Origin of the sequence: Leifsonia sp. 71-9 (assembly GCF_001898805.1) — a bacterium.
Classification (GTDB): Bacteria; Actinomycetota; Actinomycetes; order Actinomycetales; family Microbacteriaceae; genus Leifsonia.
Genome location: NZ_MKVJ01000019.1, coordinates 53,388 through 72,995, shown reverse-complemented (window position 1 = coordinate 72,995; position 19,608 = coordinate 53,388). Strand labels below are relative to the sequence as shown.

The following is a 19,608-nucleotide window of genomic DNA, read 5'->3' as shown; positions in this document are numbered from 1 at the left end:
GCATGGGCAAGGCGCTGTTCATCATCGACGTGCAGAACGACTTCACGGAGGGCGGCGCGCTCGGCGTCGCCGGGGGAGCGGCCGTCGCCGAACGCCTGACCCGGTACCTGGCCGAGCACGGCGACGAGTACACGATCGTCCTCGCCAGCCGCGACTGGCACGACGGCGACACCGACAACGGCGGCCACTTCGCCACGGCGGCCGAGCCCGACTTCGTCGACACCTGGCCCGCGCACTGCGTCGCCGGCACGGCCGGGGCCGAGTACCACCCCGCGCTCGACACCTCCCGGGTCGACTACCACGTGCTCAAGGGCCAGGGCGTTCCGGCGTACTCGATCTTCGAGGGCCGCACCGAGGCCGGTTCGACCGTGCACAATCTGCTCGACGAGCACGGCATCGACACCGTCGACGTCGCGGGGATCGCGACCGACTACTGCGTGCGGGCGTCGGCGCTCGACGCGCTCGCCCAGGGCCAGCACGTGCGGGTCCTGACCGGACTGGTGGCGGGCGTCGCCGCCGAGTCCTCCGACGCCGCCCTCGCGGAGATGGCGCATGCCGGCGCGGAGCTCGTCGCCGCCTCCTGACGCGCGGCTCCCCGCCGTCCTCGCCCACCCCGGATCGCCGATCCGGGGTAGTGTGGCGTCGGCGTGAACTCGGCGCTAAGCTGATTACTAACTTGGCTAGCTAATTGGAGATGACGTGACGGAGCCGACGAAGACCCAGGCGCGGCCGCCCCTCTGGCTGCGCATCGTGCTGCCCACGGTCCTCATCCTGGTCTGGCTGGTGCTGGCAGGGCTGGGCGGCCCCACCTTCGGCAAGCTCTCGGGCGTCTCGAGCAACGACCAGGCCGCGTTCCTGCCGGCCAGCGCCGAATCCACCGCCGTCCAGGACTGGCAGCAGAAGTTCACCGACTCCAACGCGATCCCGGCGATCGTGGTCGTGCGCTCCGACAGCGCGATCCCGTCGTCCGCGCTCGCCGACTACGCCGCGCTGGGCGCGAAGCTCGGCGAGGTGAAGGGCGTGCAGGCGCCCGAAGGCGACCAGACGACCAGCGTCGCCGGCCCCATCCCGTCGGAAGACGGCCTGGCGGTCGAGTTCATCGTCCCCATCGCCGACTCGGATTCGGTCAAGACCGTCGTCGCCGACCTGCGCACGACGCTGCACGACAACCTCCCGAGCGGCACCCAGGGCTGGGTCACCGGCCCCGCGGGGCTGACCGCCGACCTGGTGAACGCCTTCGGCGGCATCGACGGTATCCTTCTGCTCGTCGCGGTCGCGGCCGTCTTCGTCATCCTGCTGCTGGTCTACCGGGCGCTGCTGCTGCCGTTCCTGGTGCTGCTGACCTCGGTGTTCGCGCTCTGCGCCGCGATCCTCGTCGTCTACTTCTTCGCCCTCTGGGGCTGGATCAAGCTGAGCGGGCAGAGCCAGGGCATCCTGTCGATCCTGGTCATCGGAGCGGCGACGGACTACTCGCTCCTGATGGTCGCCCGCTACCGGGAGGCGCTGGAGCAGGTCGACTCCCGCTGGGTCGCCATCCTCCGGGCATGGAAGGCGGCGCTGGAGCCGATCGCGGCCTCCGGGGCGACCGTCATCCTGGCCCTGCTGTGCCTGCTCTTCTCCGACCTCAACTCGAACAAGAGCCTCGGGCCGATCGCCGCGATCGGCATCGTGTTCTCGCTGCTCGCCGCGCTCACCCTGCTGCCCACGCTGCTCGCCGTGTTCGGCCGCGCGTCGTTCTGGCCGTTCCGGCCGAAGGTCATCGGCGAGCACGACCACCGGCACGAGCACGAGGCGGGCCCCCGCATCGCGGGCCTCGAGGGCATCCGCGGCATCTGGCTGCGCGTCGGGCGACTCATCGCCCGCCGCCCGCGCGTCACCTGGCTGGTGTCGTTCGTGCTGCTCGCCGCGTGCGCGCTCGGCCTCACGCAGCTCAAGGCCAACGGTGTGGAGCAGACCGACCTCGTGCTCTCGCAGTCCGACGCCGCCGACGGCCAGAAGGTGCTCGCCGAGCACTTCGACGCCGGCTCCGGCTCGCCCGTGCTCATCGTGACCCGGGAGGCGCACGCGGACGCCGTGCTCGCCGCGGCGAAGAAGACCGACGGCATCGCCACGGCCACCCTCTACGCCGGCAACGTGCGCCCCGCGCAGTCCGGGGCCCCGGCCGACCCGATCGTGAAGGACGGCCGCGTGCTCGTGCAGGCGACCCTCTCGGCCGAGCCGGACTCGGCCGCCGCCGAGCAGGTCGTGCGCACCCTGCGCTCGACGCTCCCCGCGGAGGACCCGGACGTGCTCGTGGGCGGCGTCACGGCCATCGCGCTCGACACGAACGACACCGCCCAGAGCGACCTCGCCAAGATCATCCCGATCGTGCTCGGCGTGATCCTCCTCATCCTGATGCTCCTGCTGCGCTCGATCCTCGCGCCCGTGCTGCTCATCGGCAGCGTCGTGCTCTCGTACGGGGCGGCGCTCGGCGTCTCGGCGCTCGTGTTCAACCACGTCTTCGGGTTCCCGGGAGCGGACGCGACCGTGCCGCTCTTCGGCTTCGTGTTCCTCGTCGCGCTGGGGGTGGACTACAACATCTTCCTGATGACCCGGGTACGGGAGGAGTCCCTGCGGATCGGCAGCCGCCCCGGGATCCTGCGCGGCCTCGGCGTCACCGGGAGCGTCATCACCTCGGCCGGCATCGTGCTCGCGGCGACGTTCGCGGCCCTCGCGGTCATCCCCATCCTGTTCCTGGTGCAGATCGCTTTCATCGTCGCGTTCGGGGTGCTGCTCGACACGGTGGTCGTGCGGACCCTGCTCGTGCCCGCGCTGTCGTACGACATCGGCCGCGCGATCTGGTGGCCGTCGCGGCTCGCGAAGAGCACATTGCACAGCGAAAGGGCCGGAGTCGGCGACTAGCTGGACAATCTGACGGGCGATTCCCGCCCGCGTTGCCCGGTCCGCGCCGGTGGGCGAGAGTGGTCGCCATGCCTTTGACCACCCTCGAGACGGTGACCGTCGCGCCCGTGGGCCTCCCGGCACTCCTGCGCCGCCTCTACCGCACCCTGGCGACCGTCCGCCGCATCGACGCGGGCGCCCGGGTGCTGGAACGCCGCGGGGACCTGCCCGGGTACCGCTCCGTTTCCGGTCGCGAGGCCGTCCAGGTCGGCAGCGCGGCCGCCCTCGACCCGGCGCGCGACCTCGCCTTCCCCGCCGCGCGCGACCTCGGCGTCGCCGTCACGACGGGCGCCGACGCCTCCCTCGCCCTGCAGTCCCGCCTCGCGCGCGCCGCCGACGGCTCCCCGGTCACACACGCGGTCGCCTGGGCGCTCGGCGCCAAGCTCGACCGCACGGGCGGCGTCGCCCTGGTGCTGCTCGGCCCGGGGAGCACGGCCCGCGAGATCGACGAGGCGATGACGACGGCCGCCGTCTCCCGGCTGCCGGTCGTCTTCGTCGGGGCGGCTGGATCCTCCCGCGTGCAGGGGATGCCCGTGCAACTGGTCGACGGAGCCGATGCCCTCGCCGTCCACGACGCCACCGTGCGCGCGCTCGACCGCGCCCGTCGCGGAGGCGGCCCGAGCGTCGTCGAGCCGGTCCTGGCGGAGCCCGGAGCCTGGTCCGGCCGCGATCCGCTGCTCGTGTGCGAGCAGCTCCTGCGCGAGACGGGAACCGTCGACGACGACTTCTTCGCCGAGGCCGCCGACACCGTCGACACCCTGGCCGACGCCGTGCTCGGCCGGGTCCGCACCGCCCGAGCGTGACGCGCGCCACTCGGCGGAGGGGGAGGATGGGGGCATGACCGGTCCCGTCCGCCTCCACGTCACCCGCCACCCCGGCCCCGATCCCGTGCTGCTCGTGCACGGCTTCGCCACCACCGGCGCGTTGACCTGGGAGTCGACGGGCTGGGTGGAGGCGCTCGCCGCAGCGGGACGCGGCGCCCTCGTCCCCGATCTGCGCGGGCACGGCGGCAGCGAGGCTCCGCACGAGCCCGCCGCCTACTCGCCCGCGCTCCTGGCCGCCGATCTGCGCGCCGTACTCGACGCGGAGGGGCTCGGCACGGTCGATGTGATCGGCTACTCGATGGGCAGCTGGGTCTCGCTCGCGCTCGCCGGGCTGGTCCCCGAGATCCCGGCGGGCCGCGTGCGCCGGTTGATCGTCGGCGGGATCGGCACCGTCGAGCAGTTCGGCCACTGGGGCATCTCGGCCGTCCAGGCGGTCGTGCGCGACGGCGTGGAGATGCCGGCGGCCGAGTTCCCGCTCGGGCCGCTGCTGGCCTCCCTTCGCCGCGCGCCCGGCGTCGACACCGAGGCCCTGGCCGCGTGCGTGCAGGGGATGGGGACGCATCCGCTCCCGCTCGGGCCGACCGGGTTGCCGACCCTCCTCGTCGCGGGGGAGATCGACCCCGTCGCGGAGGACGCCGAGGCGGCGGCGGAGATCCTGGGCGCCCGCCTCGTGCGTGTGCCGCGTCGCGACCACATCACCACGCTCAGCGCGCGCGCCTTCAAGCAGGCTGCCCTCCCGTTCCTGGGGATTCCCGCCAGCCTGTAGGAAGCCGCCCGTGCGGGTCGTACGATGTGCGAGGACCGAAGGAGGCCGATGATCGACAAGCTGGACGCCGACCTGATCGCGCTCCTGACCGAGGAACCGCGGCTGGGCGTCTTCGAGGCCTCCCGCCGGCTGGGCGTCGCCCGCGGCACGGTGCAGGCCCGGCTCGACCGGCTGCAGCGCTCCGGCGTGGTGAAGGACTTCGCGCCCACCATCGACAGCGAGCGGCTCGGCTATCCGGTCACGGCCTTCGTCACCGCCGAGGTGGCGCAGGGCGATGGCCGGGTGACCGTCGTCGACCACCTGCGCGGCATCCCCGAGGTGCTCGAGGTGCACACGATCACGGGGCCGGGCGACCTGCTGATCCGCGCGGTCGCGCGCTCGAACGCCGACCTGCAGCGGGTGATCGACCTGGTCGTCAGCGGCCCCGGCATCACCCGCACATCCACCGTCATCGCATTGGCCACCACCATCGACCACCGATCGGTGCCGCTGGTGCAGTCGGCGGTGACGGACGACAACGGAGAGGAACGACGCTATGGATGAGAAGGCCCTGCTCGACCGGGTCCCCGACGGACTGTTCATCGGAGGGGAGTGGACGTCCGGTTCGGCCGGCACCCTGCCGGTCTACGACCCGGCGACCGGCGACCTGATCAAGACGATCGCCGACGCCTCCCCTGAGGACGGCGCGCGTGCTCTCGACGCCGCCGTCGCCGCAGCGGACGACTGGGCCGCCACCGCGCCCCGCGCACGCGGTGAGATCCTGCGCCGCGCGTTCGACCTGCTGCAGGAGCGCCGCGACGAGTTCGCTCTGCTGATGACGCTCGAGATGGGCAAGCCCCTGGCGGAGGCGAGCGGCGAGGTCACCTACGGCGGCGAGTTCCTCCGCTGGTTCTCCGAGGAGGCCGTGCGCATCGCGGGCCGGTACGGCACCAACCCGGAGGGCACCGGGCGGATGATCGTCTCCCAGCATCCCGTCGGCCCGTGCTTCCTGATCACGCCGTGGAACTTCCCGCTCGCGATGGCGACCCGCAAGATCGCGCCGGCACTCGCGGCGGGTTGCACCGTGGTCGTCAAGCCGGCCGCGCTGACGCCCCTCACCACCCTGTACTTCGCCCGGTTGCTGGAGGATGCGGGCCTCCCGGCCGGCGTGCTGAACGTGATCACGACCTCCACCTCCGGGAAGGTCTCCGGGCCGATCATCGCCGACCCGCGCCTGCGCAAGCTGTCGTTCACCGGCTCGACCGAGGTCGGCCGCTCGCTGCTGAAGCAGGCGTCGGAGAACGTCCTCCGCACGTCGATGGAGCTGGGCGGCAACGCCCCGTTCGTCGTCTTCGAGGACGCCGACCTCGACAAGGCCGTCGACGGCGCGATGCTGGCCAAGTTCCGCAACATCGGCGAGGCCTGCACCGCCGCCAACCGGTTCATCGTGCACGAGGACGTCGCCGACGAGTTCGCCCGCCGCGTCACGGAGCGCGTCAACGGGATGCGCGTCGGCCGGGGCACCGAGGAGGGCGTGACGATCGGCCCGCTGATCGACTCCGACGCCGTCGACAAGGCCGCGGCGCTCGTCGCGGACGCCGTCGCCCGGGGCGCCTCCGTCCTCACCGGCGGCTCGCGGGTGGAAGGGCAGGGCACGTTCTACCAGCCCACCGTCGTCACCGACGTGCAGGCGGGCAGCGACATCCTGCGCCAGGAGATCTTCGGGCCGGTGCTCTCGATCGTGCGGTTCTCGACCGAGGACGACGCCGTGCGCATGGCGAACGACACGGAGTTCGGGCTCGTCTCCTACGTGTTCACCAAGGACCTCGCGCGCGGGCAGCGCATGATCGAGCGGTTGCAGACCGGGATGATGGGCCTGAACGTGGGCGTCCTCTCCAATGCGGCCGCGCCGTTCGGCGGCGTCAAGCAGTCCGGTCTCGGGCGCGAGGGCGGCCTCGAGGGCATCCACGAGTACCTCAGCACGAAGTACACGCTCACCCCGGACCCGTTCGGAGCCTGACATGCCGCGCAGCGAAGCCGTCATCGTCGACGTCGTCCGCACCCCGTCCGGCCGCGGCAAGCCGGACGGGGAGCTGTCGGGCATCCACCCCGCCGACCTGCTCGCCGGGGTGCTGATGGAGCTCGTCGCCCGCACCGGGATCGACCCGGCGATCGTGGACGACGTCATCGGCGGCTGCGTCACGCAGTCGGGCGAGCAGGCCGCGAACATCACGCGCACGGCGGTACTGAGCGCGGGATTCCCCGAGAGCGTGCCCGCGGTCACGATCGACCGGCAGTGCGGGTCGAGCCAGCAGGCCACGGCCTTCGCCGCCCAGGGCGTGATCTCGGGCGCGTATGACGTGGTCATCGCGTGCGGCGTGGAGTCGATGAGTCGGGCGCCGCTCGGCTCGAACGTCGGCAGCGCCTCCCGCGGCGGGGCGCTCATGCACGCCCGCTACCCGGAGGGGCTCGTCGGGCAGGGCGTCTCGGCGGAGCTGATCGCCGAGCGCTGGGACATCTCCCGGGCCGAGCTGGACGCCTTCGCGGTGACCTCGCACCAGCGTGCGGCGGAGGCGGCGGCGAGCGGGGCGTTCGAGGGCGAGCTCGTCCCCGTCCCGACGCCGGACAGCGGAAGCGTCGTCGCCGACGAGACCATCCGGCCCGGTACGACCGCCGAGAGGCTCGCGGGCCTCTCGCCGGCGTTCCGCACGGACGAGCTCGCCGCGCGCTTCCCCCAGCTCGACTGGCGGATCACGCCGGGCAACTCCTCCCCGCTCACCGACGGCGCCTCGGCAGCGCTGATCATGAGCCAGGAGGCCGCGGCCCGGCTCGGCCTGCGCCCCCGCGCCCGGTTCCACTCGTTCGCGGTCGCCGGGAGCGACCCGCTCTTCATGCTGACCGGCATCCTGCCCGCCACCCGCAAACTGCTCGACCGCAGCGGGGTGCGCTTCGGCGAGATCGACGCCTACGAGGTGAACGAGGCGTTCGCCTCCGTCCCGCTGTTCTGGCAGCGCGAGTTCGACGCGGACCCCGCCCGGCTCAACCCGCGCGGCGGGGCCATCGCCCTCGGGCACGCGCTCGGCTCCTCGGGTACGCGTCTGCTCGGGACGCTGCTGAACGAGTTGGAGGCGACCGGCGGCCGGTACGGCCTGCAGACCATGTGCGAAGGCGGAGGGACCGCCAACGCGACCCTGATCGAGGTGCTGCGCTGACGCGCGCACCGGAAGGAGAACCATGCTGATCGACGGATGCTCGGCCCTCGTCACCGGAGGCGCGAGCGGCCTCGGCAACGCCACGGCGCGCGCGCTCACCGACGCGGGCGCTCGCGTCGTGCTGCTCGACCTCCCCAGCTCGCAGGGGGAGAAGGCCGCGACCGCCCTCGGCCCGACCGCGCGGTTCGTGCCCGGGGACGTGACCGACGGCGACCAGGTGCAGGTGGCGGTCGACGCGGCGTCCGAGCTCGCTTCGCTCCGCATCGTCGTCAACTGCGCCGGTATCGCGACCGCCGCCCGCATGCTCGGCCGCGACGGCGTCCTCCCGCTCGAGGACTTCGAGCGCGTCGTGCGCGTGAACCTGATCGGCACCTTCAACGTCACGCGCCTCGCCGCCGCGGCCATGGTGACCACCGAGCCGCTCGAGGGCGAGTTCGGCCCGGAGCGCGGCGTCATCGTCAACACCGCCTCCGTCGCCGCGTTCGACGGGCAGATCGGCCAGCCCGCCTACGCGGCGTCCAAGGGCGGGGTCGCGGCCATGACCCTCCCGATCGCCCGGGAGCTCGCCCGCAGCCTCGTGCGCGTCGTCACCATCGCCCCGGGCATCTTCGAGACCCCGATGATGGCGGGCCTGCCGCAGGCTGCGCAGGACTCGCTCGCCGCCCAGGTCCCGCACCCCTCCCGCCTCGGCAAGCCCGCCGAGTATGCGGCCTTGGTGCGTCACATCGTCGAGAACGCCATGCTCAACGGCGAGACCATCCGCCTCGACGGCGCGATCCGCATGCAGCCGAAGTAGCCCGCGGCCGGCTTGCCGCCGCGCCGCCGCGCGACTGCGGCCCCGCGGTACGACTGCACTCGCTCGCCGGCGCGCAAACGTACCCACGCACCGCAGTCGCGGCCGCCGGCGCTACGCCCCGGAGTGCTGCTGCAGGAACCGGTACACGTCCGAGTCGTCGACGCCCGGGAACGAGCCGGACGGCAGCGGCGACAGGATGTGCGCGTGCAGCCGGGCGCTGGGCCACGCCTTGCCCGACCAGCGGCCCGACAGCTCGGACGGCGCCCGCTTGCAGCACGATTCGTCCGGGCAGCGGGACTCGGCCCGCACGGTCGTCTCGCGCCCGCGGAACCATTTGGCCTGGTCGAAGGGCGCGCCGACACTGATCGAGTAGCCGCCCTCGGCGGTCGAGCCGACCTGGGTCGCGCACCAGTAGGTCCCGACCGGGGTGTCGGTGTACTGGTAGAGCTCGGTGGTCCGGTTGGTGTGCGTGAACGCCCCGCGCGCGCCCCACTTGCGGCAGACGACCTGCCCCTCGATGGAGCCGGTGACGTCGGTCGGCAGCGGCAGGCCGTCGTTCTCGTAGCCCTTGTAGAGGGCGCCGTCGTCGCCGACCCGCAGGAAGTGGAGGGTCATGTCGAGGTGGGCGGTGGCGAGGTTCGTCAGGCGCAGGGCCGCCGCCTCGTGGGTGACGCCGAACGCGTCGCGGAAGTCCTCGACGGCGAGGTCCTTCTCCTTCTTGGCCTCCGCGAGGAACGCGACGGCGGCATCCCGCGGCATGAGGCAGCAGGCGGCGAAGTAGTTGATCTCGAGCCGCTGCCGCAGGAAGTCCGCGTAGCTGTCCGGCCGCTCGTGGCCGAGGAGGCGGTGCGCCATCGCCTGCAGCGCCATCGACCGCAGCCCGTGGCCGCCCGGGATGGAGGCCGGCGGCAGGTAGATGCGGCCGTTCTCCAGGTCGGTGATGGAGCGGGTGGAGCGCGGGAGGTCGCTGGCGTAGATCAGCTCGAAGCCCAGCTGCTCCGCCATCACGCTCACCTCGCGGTGCGTGAGGGCGCCGCGGGTGTGCCCGGAGGCGCGCACGCGCTCCTCGGCGAGCTCCTCGATGGCGGGGATGTAGTTGTTCTGGGCGCGCATCCGCTCCCGCAGCTCGGTGTTGGCGCGGCGGGCCTCCTCCGGGGTGGCGATCGCCTCGGACGCGCGGCGGGAGAGCTCGCGGTGCAGGCCGACCAGGGCCTCCAGGGTCTCGGTCGGGGTGCCCTTGGTCGGCTTCACCGCGGGCAGGCCGAGCGAGCCGTAGAGGGTGCCGCGCTGCGCCCGGGCGAGTTCGATCTCGAGGGCGGCGCGCTCGTCCGGCGGCTCGGCCGACAGCAGATCGGCGAGCTGGACGCCCAGGGCGTTCGCGAGCGTGACGAGCAGCGTGACCCGCGGTTCGCGCTTGCCGTTCTCGATGAGGGAGAGCTGGCTCGGCGCGACACCGACCTCCGCCCCCAGCTCGTCGAGCGTGAGCCCGCGGTTCGTGCGGAAGTGGCGGATGCGGTGGCCGAGGGTGGCGATGTCGGCGCCCGATTCGGCGGTGAACGGCTCCATGCGTTCACGATAGCGAAAGAATCGCGATTCTTTCCACCCTTTCGACCCGCTCGACCCCCAGAAGGTCGCGGAAGCTGGATTCACAGCACTTCTTTCCGACCGAGAGGACGACGGGAATGACCATCGCCGAGCTTCCGCTGACCGAGACCGGCCGCACCGACGCGGACCGCGACGCCATCCGCGACGACGCCACGTACGACGCCACCGCCGGCCTCGCCGCCCTGCACGCCTGGGTGGCCGACATCGCGGCGCTCACCGAGCCGGAGGAGATCGTCTGGTGCGACGGCTCCCTGGGGGAGGCCGACCGCCTCACCAAGCAGCTCGTCGCCGAGGGCAAGCTCATCCGGCTGAACCCGGAGTGGCGCCCGAACAGCTTCCTCGCGCGCACAGACCCCGGCGACGTCGCCCGGGTCGAGGACCGCACGTTCATCTGCTCGGTCGACGAGGCCGACGCCGGCCCCACGAACAACTGGCGCGAGCCCGAGGGGATGCGCGCGGAGCTGCGCGACGTCTTCGCCGGCAGCATGCGCGGCCGCACGATGTACGTCGTCCCGTTCTCCATGGGCCCGGTCGGCGGCCCCATCTCGCAGGTCGGCATCCAGCTCACCGACTCGGCATACGTCGCGGTCAGCATGGGGATGATGACCCGCGTCACGAACACCGTCCTCGACCTCATCGCGGCCGGGCAGCCGTGGGTGCCGACCGTGCACAGCGTGGGTGCTCCGCTCATCGACGAGGCCGGTCACCGCCGCGACGACGTCGCGTGGCCGTGCAATGAGACCAAGTACATCGTGCAGTTCCCCGAGACGCGCGAGGTCTGGTCGTACGGTTCCGGCTACGGCGGCAACGCCATCCTGGCCAAGAAGTGCTTCGCCCTGCGGATCGCCTCGGTCATGGCGCGCGACGAGGGCTGGCTGGCCGAGCACATGCTCATCGTCAAGGTGACGTCGCCCGAGGGGCGCGCGTTCCACTTCGCCGCGGCCTTCCCGTCCGCGTGCGGCAAGACGAATCTCGCCATGCTGAAGCCGAGCATCCCGGGCTGGACGGTCGAGACCGTCGGCGACGACATCGCCTGGCTGCGCCAGGGTCCCGACGGCCGCCTGCGCGCCATCAACCCCGAGGCGGGCTTCTTCGGCGTCGCGCCCGGCACCGGCGAGCTCACCAACGCGACCGCGGTCGAGACGCTCTGGGGCAACACGATCTTCACGAACGTGGCGCTCCGCGACGACGGCGACGTGTGGTGGGAGGGGCTGACCGAGGAGCCGCCCGCGCACCTGATCGACTGGGAGGGCAACGAGTGGACGCCCGAGTCCGGTCGCCCCGCGGCACACCCGAACTCGCGGTTCACCGTGTCCGCCGCCCAGTGCCCGGCGATCGCGGACGACTGGGACGCCTTCGACGGCGTGCCGATCGACGCCATCCTCTTCGGCGGGCGCCGCGCGACCAACGTGCCGCTCGTGGCGCAGGCCCGCGACTGGAAGCACGGGGTCTTCATCGGCGCGACGATCTCGTCCGAGCAGACCGCCGCCGCCGAGGGCGCGGTCGGCGAGCTGCGCCGCGACCCGTTCGCGATGCTCCCGTTCTGCGGTTACAACATGGCCGACTACTGGGGTCACTGGCTCGAGATCGGCGAGAAGCTCGGCGCCGACGCCCCGGCCGTGTTCCAGGTCAACTGGTTCCGCAAGGGCGAGGACGGCGGCTTCCTCTGGCCCGGGTTCAGCGAGAACGCCCGGGTGATCGAGTGGATCGCCCGCCGCGTGGAGGGCAGTGCCGGAGCCGTGGAGTCTCCCATCGGCCGCCTCCCGCGCATCGACGAGCTCGATCTCGACGGACTCGACCTCCCGGCGAAGGACGTCGAGGCGCTGTTCGAGGTCGACCGCGACAGCTGGCTGGCCGAGTGCGACCTCACCGACGCGTTCTTCGACCGCTTCGGCAACCGCGTCCCCGCGGCCCTGCACGCCGAGCTCGCCTCCCTCCGCTACCACCTGCGCGCCTAACCCGCCCCGCCAGCCGCCGAGCACAGGAAAAGGGTCCGTTTCGATCGTCGAAACGGACCCTTTTCCTGTGCTCGGCGGCTGCTGGCCGCGGCGTGAGTCGGGTTAGACGAGGAGTTGGTGCTTGGCGAGGTCGCGGTAGAGCGGGGTGCTGGCGACCAGCTCGGAGTGCGTGCCGACGCCGACGACCCGGCCGTGGTCGAGCACGACGATCTGGTCGGAGTCGACGACGGTGGAGAGCCGGTGCGCGATCACGAGCAGGGTGCGGTCCTCCGCGACGGCGTCGATGGCCTCCCGCATCAGCTGCTCGTTGCGGCCGTCGAGGCTGGAGGTCGACTCGTCGAGCAGCAGCACGGGCGGCGCCGCGAGCAGGGCCCGTGCGATCGCGAGACGCTGGCGCTCGCCGCCGGAAAGCATGATCCCGTCCTCGCCGACCGGGGCCGCCAGTCCGAGCTCGCTGCGCTCGAGCACCTCGGTGAGGTTGACCGCGTGCAGCACATCGATGCAGGCCTGGTCGGTCGCGTACGGCGCCGAAAGGGTGAGGTTGTCGCGCAGCGAGCCGGCGAGCACGGGGGCGTCCTGCTCCACGTAGCCGATCTGCTCGCGCAGGGGAGTGCGCTCCAGGCTCCGCACGTCGAGGCCGCCGAACCGCACCTCGCCCGCGTCGACGTCGTAGAAGCGCTCGATCAGCGCCAGGATGGTCGACTTGCCCGCACCGGACGGCCCGACCAGCGCGGTGCGCTTGCCGCGCGGCACGGTGAAGCTCACGCCGTGCAGCACACCGCCGTGCGGGGCGGCCGACTCCCCATCGGCCCCGGCGCCCGCGGCGACCTCGGCCTCGGCGACGACGTCCACACCGCCGAACGCCTCCACGGCGACGCGCTCGACCGACTTCGGAGCGGAGGCGGGCGACCCGGCGTCACCCGTCGTCGCCTCGTCGTGCTCGGGATACGCGAAGTGCACGTCCGCGAACTCGATGGCCGGGGCCTCCGGAGCGAGGCCTTCGTTCGCGGCTCCGACGGTCCAGGCCAGCGGCGCGATCTCGCGGTCGCGCTGGTCCTCGGTCGGCAGGTCGAGGATCTCCTGGATGCGTCCCAGCGCGCCGAGGGCCGAGTTGACGGCGGCGATGGCGCCGAACGCCTGGCCGAGCGGCAGGATCATCATGAAGAGGAAGAGGATGAACGCCACCAGGTTCGCGACCGTGATCGCACCGCTGGCGACGCGGAACCCGCCGACGCCGAGCACGACCAGGAACGACACCTGCATGGCGATCCCGGCGACGGGCACGACGAGCGCCGAGATCTTCGCGACCTGGATGCCCATCTTGTAGGCGCCGGTGGCGTTCTCGTCGACGGCGGCGATCTCCCGGTCGGTCGCGTTGGCCGCGCGGATGGTCCGCACCGAGCTGATCGCCCGCTCGACCGCCGCGGCCAGGTCGCCGACCTTGTTCTGCGCCTTCTGGCTGGCGACCCGGATGCGGCCCGAGAGCAGCGTGACGACCACGATCGACACCGCGACCACGAGCACCGTGAGCCCGAGGAGCACCGGGTCGATGATCAGCATCGCGATGAGCGCGCCGACGAAGGCGAGCGCCCCGCCGATCGCCTCGACGAGGCCCTGGGTCAGCACCGCGCGCAGGAGGGTGGTGTCCGAGCCGACCCGGGAGACGAGGTCGCCGGTGCGGCGGGTGTCGAACTCGCTGATCGGCAGGCGCAGCATCCGCCCGACGAGCTTGCGGCGGGAGGAGAGCACGACGCCCTCGCCCGTGCGCTGGAGGAGGTAGTGCTGGTAGCCGGAGATCAGGCCCGAGACCACCACGAGCGCGACCAGGCCCCAGACGATGCCGCCGAGGGCCTGGCCCTTGCCGACGATGTCGATCACCTGGCTGACGAGCAGCGGCTGGGCCAGGCTCGCCGCTGCGCCGAGCACGCTCAGCACGACGACGAACGCGAGCACCTTCTTGTGCTCGAGCAGGTACGGGAGGAGCTGGCTGAAACGGGCGCGGGGGCCGGCGTCGTCGGGGCGCCGGGAGAAGGGGGAGCGGCGTCGGGGGGACGCGGTGGGCTGCTCGGTGGTCATGGTCTTCCGTTCGGGGTGCTTCGGTTGCGACGAGGGGAGGGCAGACGGGTGGCGGTCTACATCCGACCGTACTTCTTGTGGACTGCCTGTTTGCTGACACCGAGGGCCAGGGCGATGAGCTGCCAGGTGGCGTTGGCGTTGCGTGCGCGCCGCACGGCGACCGCCTCGATCTGGTCGAGTTCGCGGTGCATCCGGGAGATGGCGCGCAGGGCGACGATCGGGTCGTCGGACCCGGCGTCGCCGGCGAGGGTGCGGAGGGTGCTGCTGTCCATGCGGTCAACCATAGTTGACGTCGGCTCCATCGTCAACCTAGATTGACTCCCTTGGATCGCCGGGATGTCCCCGGCCGGGGCTACAGTGCTGAACTATGCCGACGCCCGTCATCACCGCCACCGACCTCGTCAAGACGTACAGGGACTTCCCCGCGGTCGACGGCATCAGCTTCCAGGTGGAGGCGGGGGAGTCGTTCGGGCTGCTCGGCCCCAACGGCGCCGGCAAGTCCACGACGATGCGGATGGTGGGCGCCGTCTCCACCCGCACGGGCGGCGACCTCAGCATCCTGGGGCTCGACCCCGACCGGTACGGCCCCGAGATCCGCTCGCAGCTCGGCGTCGTGCCGCAGGCGGACAACCTCGACACCGAACTGCGCGTGCGCGACAACCTCATCGTCTACGGCCGCTACTTCGGCCTGCCGTCCGCCCGCGTGCGCCGTCGCGCCGACGAGCTCCTCGAGTTCGCCCAGCTGGAGGACAAGGCGAAGGCCAAGGTCGACGACCTCTCCGGCGGCATGAAGCGGAGACTGACGATCGCGCGGGCGCTCATCAACGACCCGCGCATCCTGCTGCTGGACGAACCGACCACCGGCCTCGACCCGCAGGCGCGGCACATCCTCTGGGACCGCCTCTTCCGCCTGAAGGAGCAGGGCACGACGCTGGTCCTCACCACGCACTACATGGACGAGGCCGAGCAGCTCTGCGACCGGCTGGTCGTCGTGGACAAGGGCAGGATCATGGCCGAGGGCTCGCCGGCCGCCCTCATCCGCGAGTACTCGACCCGCGAGGTGCTGGAGGTGCGGTTCGGCTCCGAACGCAACGCCGAGGTCGCCGGGCAGCTCGGCGGCATCGGCGAGCGGGTGGAGGTGCTGCCCGACCGCATCCTGGTCTACAGCGAGGATGGCGAGGCCGAGCTCGCGCGGATCACCGACCGCGGCCTCCATCCCCTCACGAGCCTCGTCCGCCGGTCGAGCCTGGAGGACGTGTTCCTGCGGCTCACCGGCCGGAGCCTGATCGAATGAGCGCCGAGACCGGTGTGGGAACGTCCGGCGACGCGCGGGAGGCGCTCGCCGCAGCCGTGCGTCCGCGGCGGTTCGGCGCCTGGTACGTGGCCGAGCACCGCTTCCGTGTCATGCGGTCGTACCTGCAGACGCTGCTGGTCACCGGCTTCGGCAACCCGCTCGTGTACCTCTTCGCGATGGGCGTCGGCCTCGGGAGCCTGATCAGCGCGAACACCGGGCCGAACGCCATCGACGGCGTCAGCTATCTCGCGTTCGTCGCGCCCGCGCTGCTCTGCACCGCCGCGGTCACCGTCGCGAGCGAGGAGTTCACCTACCCGGTGATGCTCGGCTTCAAGTGGAACCCCACCTTCTTCGGCATGAACGCCGCTCCGATCGCCCCGGGTCAGATCATCGACGGCATCGTCATCTCCGTGATCGCGCGCCTGCTCGGCACGAGCATCGTCTACTACGCGTTCATGCTGCTCTTCGGCGCCGTCCCCGGGCCGTGGGGGTGGGTGACCGTGTTCGTCGCGACGCTCGCCGGCCTGGCTTTCGGCGCCCCGGTCATGGCCTACGTCGCGACCCTCGAGCAGGACACCGGCCAGATCGCCATGCTGATGCGCTTCGTGCTGCTGCCGATGACGCTGTTCTCCGGCACCTTCTTCCCGCTGACCAACATGCCCGACTACCTCCAATGGATAGGCTGGATCTCCCCGCTCTGGCACGCCACCGAGCTCTCCCGCGTGTTCGCCTACGGCTCGCCCGAGCCGCTGTGGCTCACGATCGTGCACGTCGTCTACCTGGCCGCGCTCGCGGTCGTGTTCTGGCTGTGGGCGCGCCGGATCACCGGGCGGAGGCTGAACAAATGACCGCGACCGACGACCGGATGACGGCGACCGTCTCCCGCTCCCGCCCGCTGCGCGCCCTCTACGCCGGCAACGCGACCTCGGTGATGCAGCGCGGCTGGCGCGCGACCCGCAGCACGAACTGGCTCGTCATCGTGTCCGGCTTCTTCGAGCCGATCTTCTACCTGCTCTCGCTCGGCATCGGGCTCGGAAAGCTCGTCGGCGACGTGCACACCTCGACCGGGCAGCCGGTCTCGTACGCCGCCTTCATCGCCCCGGCCCTCCTGGCGACCGCCGCCATGAACGGCGCGGTGTACGACTCCACCTGGAACGTCTTCTTCAAGATGCACTTCGCCAAGCTGTACGAGGGGATGCTCTCCACCTCCCTCGGGCCGCTCGACGTCGCCCTCGGCGAGATCCTGCTCGCACTCGCCCGCGGTGCCCTCTACGCCCTCGGCTTCATGCTCGTCATGCAGGCGCTCGGCCTCAACCTGTCGTGGTGGGCGCTGCTCGCGCTCCCGGCCGTGCTCCTCATCGCCTTCGGCTTCGCCAGCTTTGGGATGGGCGTCACCAGCTACATGAAGACCTTCCAGCAGATGGACTGGATCAACTTCGTGCTGCTGCCGATGTTCCTGCTGTCGGCGACCTTCTACCCGATCACGGTCTACCCGGAGGCGATCCAGTGGGTCATCCGCTGCCTCCCGCTCTGGCACGGCGTCGAGCTCGTCCGCGGGCTCACGACCGGAGCCGTCGACCTCGGGATGCTGTGGCACGTCCTCTACTTCGTGGTGATGGTCGTCCTCGGCCTCATCCTCACCACGCGACGACTCCGCGCGCTCTTCCTCGACTGAGGATCGCTGCGGGACGCTGTCGGTCCTCCGCGTCAGAACGCCCGGTCGATCGCGCGCAGATCCGTCGCGCTCTGCTGGTCCGCTCCGAGCAGATCGTCGACGGTCGCGACGATGGCGTCGGAGGTGCTCTTCATCAGCGACGCGACCGACGGCAGCGTGTTCGCGATCGCGCTCGTCGCGTCGTTGAACGCCCCGTCGAAGTCCTCCGTTCCTTCTACGCCGGCGGCGATACCCCCGGGGAAACGCGTCGCCGACTCCCGCACCAACGGCAGGGTGTCGGCGATTCCGCTCGCCGCCTCCGCCGCCGTGCGGCGATCAGCCGTGATCCGCCTCATGCCCGCGCCTCAGAACTTGTCCAGCGCCGACATGCCGTCGGGCAGGAGGAAGCAGGGGGACCAGGCATCGATGGTCAGTTTGGTCAGGTCCTTCGAGGCGGGCGCGACGAGATATCCCTCGCCGTCGACACCCGTGAGGTCCACGCGGCGGTACCCGGAGGGATTCTTGCCGATCGAAACGGTGAATCTTGAATCTTTGTAGTGCTCGGCGATCGAATCGACCAGTTCGTCGGTGTCACGGGGGGACGTGAACGTCAGGGAGGTCAGCCCCATCCAGGAGTAGGCGTCACTCGGCCCGCACTTGCGAACGTGCGATACCTGCTCGGTCGAGCGTTTCGCGATCCAGTCCGAGGGGATCAGGCCGACGAGTTCGTCCTGCATCTCCAGCGACTGGGCCTTGCCCTCCTGCGGCGTGCGCGCCGAATCGAATGTCTCCATCGGTGTCAGACCCTTTCCTGTGTTGCCGGTGCAAGCAGTCATGGTGGTGGCAAGCACGAGAACCATCAGTAGTTTCGATACGCGTTTCATCACCCGAAGATCTCCCACCTGACGTCGTTCAGAAGGGACTTGTTCGCTTGCGAGTCCGTCGTGATCAGGTTGTGGTTGCCGAAGAAGTCGAACGCCGAAGGTGCTTCGTAGTACGGGTCGTAGGAGAAGCCGCTGTCCGGTCGGCGCGGGACGTGGTTCTCACCGACGACGCCGAACTCCTGCGCGTACTGGAGGATGTCCGGGTAGGAGTAGTCCCGGTACGTAGTGGACGGGTCAGGGGTCCATCCCTTCGGCATCCAGGCGCCGGAGAGGGAGATGACCTGGTCGTAGTGCGCTCCCGCCTCTTCCGAGGCGGTGATGTTCGCCAGTCCCCAGCTGTGGCCGATGGCCGTGGCCTGCGCGTACGTGTACTGCGGATTCGCGGTGACGCCGCGTTGCAGCGATGCCAGCCGTTCCGCGGTCGTCGTGGTGGATGTCGCCGAGTTCGCTTCCAGGATGCGCGTCATGTCCGGTTCACCGAGGTTCGTGTCGTTTTCGCCGGGGAAGGCGCCGTCCTTGGTGACGAAGACGAGAGCTCCCGGATGGTCCTGCACGAGCGACCCCGCCATCGCCTGCACCCCGCCCTTCCAGAAGTCCGGCATCCCGGTGAACGTCCCGGGGTTGTAGTAGATCACGTTGGTGGGCGTCTGCGAGAGATCGCCGACCACTTCGATCACCCGCGAAGCGTCGCGGTCGTAGAGGTACAGCTGCACCGAGCCGTCGACCGCGCGCTTCAGGTAGTCGTTCTCCGTCTCGAGCAGGGCGATCTTGTGAGTGTTCTCGGGGCTTCCGGGAAGCGCGCGAAGCCGAGCCAGCTCCGCTTCGTTGGCCGCCAGATCGGTCCCGGCATTCGTCCGGTTCGCCGCCACGCGCACCGCCGGCGGCAGCCCGTCGAGCCGGCCGAGGAACGGGGCGAGGTGTGTCAGGAACGTGGCGCGCTGGGCGTCGCTCAGGGTGATCCACCATCCCCAGACCTTGTCCGGGTCTTTCGACAGCATCGCAGCCAGCCGGATCTGCTGGGCCGTCGACAGCGCTGCCAGCTGAGCGGGTGTGAGCTGACTGAGCGCGCGCAGGCCCCCGGGAGCGTTCGCCTGGCCCGCTTGGGTCGTGCCAGGGAACGAACCCGACGACAGGTCCGCGACCAGCGGTTTCAGCTCCGCCGCCAGAGCGCGCAGCTCCTTCACGACCGCCGTGTACGCGCGCTTGGCATCCTGTTCGTTGGAGCGTTCGAGCGCGGCCTTCGCCGCAGCCGCAGCTTCGGCGCGCATCGGCGGCGCCGTGCGGGCGCCGATCTCGTTCGCGACACGGCGTGCATGGTCGAGTTGGTCGTTCGCCCGGGTGATCAGTGCCGGGACCTTCGACGCCCCGTCGGCGATCGTGATGAGCGCCCGGCGGCGGCTCTCCAGCAGTGACTCGGCGGCGTGCCCCGCCTCTCCGCTGAACCCCACATCCGAGCGTGCGCGTTGCGCTGCGTGAGCGACCTCCCCGAGAGCCTCGCCGGCCTTCGTGAACGCCGACCCCATCCCGTATCGCGGAGCGCCCGCGAGCGCCGCGAGCTTTGCAACGTATTCCCCCATACGCCCCGACGATACCGACGCCCGGAAGCTCCCACCACCGTGC

18 protein-coding genes are annotated in these 19,608 nt (G+C 71.2%); 12 read left to right on the top strand and 6 right to left on the bottom strand.

Translation table 11 applies throughout. The features are described from left to right. Positions 1–2 precede the first annotated feature (2 nt). The 8 genes from BGO91_RS14400 to BGO91_RS14365 all read left to right on the top strand — a co-directional run bounded on the left by BGO91_RS14400 (position 3) and on the right by BGO91_RS14365 (position 8,517). Positions 3–584, top strand: a complete 582-nt coding sequence (locus BGO91_RS14400; protein WP_290473427.1) for an isochorismatase family protein — start codon at positions 3–5, stop codon at positions 582–584. Between the two features lie 115 nt (positions 585–699). Continuing rightward, positions 700–2,901 (top strand): efflux RND transporter permease subunit, encoded by a 2,202-nt coding sequence (locus BGO91_RS14395; RefSeq protein ID WP_290473426.1) that lies wholly within the window; start codon positions 700–702, stop codon positions 2,899–2,901. Positions 2,902–2,969: 68 nt separating this feature from the next. After that, positions 2,970–3,743 carry a thiamine pyrophosphate-dependent enzyme gene (locus BGO91_RS14390; RefSeq protein ID WP_290473425.1) on the top strand — a complete coding sequence of 258 codons (774 nt, stop codon included), beginning with the start codon at positions 2,970–2,972 and terminating at the stop codon, positions 3,741–3,743. A 34-nt stretch (positions 3,744–3,777) separates the two neighbouring features. Continuing rightward, positions 3,778–4,530 (top strand): alpha/beta fold hydrolase, encoded by a 753-nt coding sequence (locus tag BGO91_RS14385; RefSeq protein WP_290473424.1) that lies wholly within the window; start codon positions 3,778–3,780, stop codon positions 4,528–4,530. A 48-nt stretch (positions 4,531–4,578) separates the two neighbouring features. Continuing rightward, positions 4,579–5,073, top strand: a complete 495-nt coding sequence (locus tag BGO91_RS14380; protein ID WP_290473423.1) for an Lrp/AsnC family transcriptional regulator — start codon at positions 4,579–4,581, stop codon at positions 5,071–5,073. Continuing rightward, the gene (locus BGO91_RS14375) at positions 5,066–6,529 is read left to right on the top strand and encodes an NAD-dependent succinate-semialdehyde dehydrogenase (protein WP_290473422.1); all 1,464 of its coding nucleotides are present in this window, start codon (positions 5,066–5,068) and stop codon (positions 6,527–6,529) included. Before BGO91_RS14380 ends, BGO91_RS14375 begins: the two co-directional genes overlap by 8 nt. Before the next feature lies 1 nt (position 6,530). Then, positions 6,531–7,721, top strand: coding sequence for a thiolase family protein (locus BGO91_RS14370; RefSeq protein ID WP_290473421.1), 1,191 nt, complete (start codon positions 6,531–6,533; stop codon positions 7,719–7,721). Positions 7,722–7,743: 22 nt separating this feature from the next. Further along, positions 7,744–8,517, top strand: a complete 774-nt coding sequence (locus BGO91_RS14365) for a 3-hydroxyacyl-CoA dehydrogenase (protein WP_290473420.1) — start codon at positions 7,744–7,746, stop codon at positions 8,515–8,517. A gap of 111 nt (positions 8,518–8,628) precedes the next feature. Here BGO91_RS14365 and BGO91_RS14360 read toward each other — a convergent pair whose 3' ends face one another. Continuing rightward, entirely contained in the window at positions 8,629–10,083 is a 1,455-nt protein-coding gene (locus tag BGO91_RS14360; protein WP_290473419.1) for an XRE family transcriptional regulator, read from the bottom strand. Between the two features lie 116 nt (positions 10,084–10,199). On the opposite strand from BGO91_RS14360, the gene BGO91_RS14355 reads away from it, so the two are divergent. Beyond that, positions 10,200–12,080, top strand: coding sequence for a phosphoenolpyruvate carboxykinase (GTP) (locus BGO91_RS14355; protein ID WP_290473418.1), 1,881 nt, complete (start codon positions 10,200–10,202; stop codon positions 12,078–12,080). A gap of 102 nt (positions 12,081–12,182) precedes the next feature. Here the strand turns inward: BGO91_RS14355 and BGO91_RS14350 are convergent, their stop codons facing one another. Both BGO91_RS14350 and BGO91_RS14345 read right to left on the bottom strand, forming a co-directional pair. Continuing rightward, the gene (locus tag BGO91_RS14350; protein WP_290473417.1) at positions 12,183–14,156 is read right to left on the bottom strand and encodes an ABC transporter ATP-binding protein; all 1,974 of its coding nucleotides are present in this window, start codon (positions 14,154–14,156) and stop codon (positions 12,183–12,185) included. Between the two features lie 56 nt (positions 14,157–14,212). Further along, on the bottom strand, positions 14,213–14,428 hold the full coding sequence (locus BGO91_RS14345) for a hypothetical protein (RefSeq protein WP_039923107.1): 216 nt from the start codon (positions 14,426–14,428) through the stop codon (positions 14,213–14,215). 95 nt (positions 14,429–14,523) lie between these two features. Here BGO91_RS14345 and BGO91_RS14340 point away from each other — a divergent pair, with 95 nt between their 5' ends. From BGO91_RS14340 to BGO91_RS14330, 3 genes are read left to right on the top strand one after another with little or no spacing between them, the layout of a single operon-like run. Then, complete coding sequence (locus BGO91_RS14340; RefSeq protein WP_290473416.1) at positions 14,524–15,450, top strand: ATP-binding cassette domain-containing protein; 927 nt, start codon at positions 14,524–14,526, stop codon at positions 15,448–15,450. After that, positions 15,447–16,298: an ABC transporter permease gene (locus tag BGO91_RS14335; RefSeq protein WP_290473415.1), complete on the top strand. Its 852-nt coding sequence runs from the start codon at positions 15,447–15,449 to the stop codon at positions 16,296–16,298. The genes BGO91_RS14340 and BGO91_RS14335 overlap by 4 nt, the downstream gene beginning before the upstream one ends. Beyond that, positions 16,295–17,125: an ABC transporter permease gene (locus BGO91_RS14330; RefSeq protein ID WP_290473414.1), complete on the top strand. Its 831-nt coding sequence runs from the start codon at positions 16,295–16,297 to the stop codon at positions 17,123–17,125. Before BGO91_RS14335 ends, BGO91_RS14330 begins: the two co-directional genes overlap by 4 nt. A 32-nt stretch (positions 17,126–17,157) precedes the next feature. Here BGO91_RS14330 and BGO91_RS14325 read toward each other — a convergent pair whose 3' ends face one another. Genes BGO91_RS14325 through BGO91_RS14315 form a run of 3 tightly spaced genes read right to left on the bottom strand, consistent with a single transcriptional unit; the run spans position 17,158 to position 19,565 of the window. Beyond that, positions 17,158–17,460 carry a hypothetical protein gene (locus BGO91_RS14325; protein ID WP_290473413.1) on the bottom strand — a complete coding sequence of 101 codons (303 nt, stop codon included), beginning with the start codon at positions 17,458–17,460 and terminating at the stop codon, positions 17,158–17,160. 9 nt (positions 17,461–17,469) lie between these two features. Further along, on the bottom strand, positions 17,470–17,964 hold the full coding sequence (locus BGO91_RS14320; protein WP_290473412.1) for a hypothetical protein: 495 nt from the start codon (positions 17,962–17,964) through the stop codon (positions 17,470–17,472). A 23-nt stretch (positions 17,965–17,987) separates the two neighbouring features. Next, positions 17,988–19,565: a hypothetical protein gene (locus BGO91_RS14315; protein ID WP_290473411.1), complete on the bottom strand. Its 1,578-nt coding sequence runs from the start codon at positions 19,563–19,565 to the stop codon at positions 17,988–17,990. Positions 19,566–19,608 lie beyond the last annotated feature (43 nt).

Excerpts from the sequence above, each read along its gene's own strand:
- BGO91_RS14400 (WP_290473427.1), top strand. The coding sequence starts at position 3 with ATGGGCAAGGCGCTGTTCATCATCGACGTGCAGAACGACTTCACGGAG.
- BGO91_RS14390 (WP_290473425.1), top strand. The coding sequence starts at position 2,970 with ATGCCTTTGACCACCCTCGAGACGGTGACCGTCGCGCCCGTGGGCCTC.
- BGO91_RS14385 (WP_290473424.1), top strand. The coding sequence starts at position 3,778 with ATGACCGGTCCCGTCCGCCTCCACGTCACCCGCCACCCCGGCCCCGAT.
- BGO91_RS14380 (WP_290473423.1), top strand. The coding sequence starts at position 4,579 with ATGATCGACAAGCTGGACGCCGACCTGATCGCGCTCCTGACCGAGGAA.
- BGO91_RS14375 (WP_290473422.1), top strand. The coding sequence starts at position 5,066 with ATGGATGAGAAGGCCCTGCTCGACCGGGTCCCCGACGGACTGTTCATC.
- BGO91_RS14370 (WP_290473421.1), top strand. The coding sequence starts at position 6,531 with ATGCCGCGCAGCGAAGCCGTCATCGTCGACGTCGTCCGCACCCCGTCC.
- BGO91_RS14365 (WP_290473420.1), top strand. The coding sequence starts at position 7,744 with ATGCTGATCGACGGATGCTCGGCCCTCGTCACCGGAGGCGCGAGCGGC.
- BGO91_RS14360 (WP_290473419.1), bottom strand. The coding sequence starts at position 10,083 with ATGGAGCCGTTCACCGCCGAATCGGGCGCCGACATCGCCACCCTCGGC.
- BGO91_RS14355 (WP_290473418.1), top strand. The coding sequence starts at position 10,200 with ATGACCATCGCCGAGCTTCCGCTGACCGAGACCGGCCGCACCGACGCG.
- BGO91_RS14350 (WP_290473417.1), bottom strand. The coding sequence starts at position 14,156 with ATGACCACCGAGCAGCCCACCGCGTCCCCCCGACGCCGCTCCCCCTTC.
- BGO91_RS14345 (WP_039923107.1), bottom strand. The coding sequence starts at position 14,428 with ATGGACAGCAGCACCCTCCGCACCCTCGCCGGCGACGCCGGGTCCGAC.
- BGO91_RS14340 (WP_290473416.1), top strand. The coding sequence starts at position 14,524 with ATGCCGACGCCCGTCATCACCGCCACCGACCTCGTCAAGACGTACAGG.
- BGO91_RS14335 (WP_290473415.1), top strand. The coding sequence starts at position 15,447 with ATGAGCGCCGAGACCGGTGTGGGAACGTCCGGCGACGCGCGGGAGGCG.
- BGO91_RS14330 (WP_290473414.1), top strand. The coding sequence starts at position 16,295 with ATGACCGCGACCGACGACCGGATGACGGCGACCGTCTCCCGCTCCCGC.
- BGO91_RS14325 (WP_290473413.1), bottom strand. The coding sequence starts at position 17,460 with ATGAGGCGGATCACGGCTGATCGCCGCACGGCGGCGGAGGCGGCGAGC.
- BGO91_RS14320 (WP_290473412.1), bottom strand. The coding sequence starts at position 17,964 with ATGGTTCTCGTGCTTGCCACCACCATGACTGCTTGCACCGGCAACACA.
- BGO91_RS14315 (WP_290473411.1), bottom strand. The coding sequence starts at position 19,565 with ATGGGGGAATACGTTGCAAAGCTCGCGGCGCTCGCGGGCGCTCCGCGA.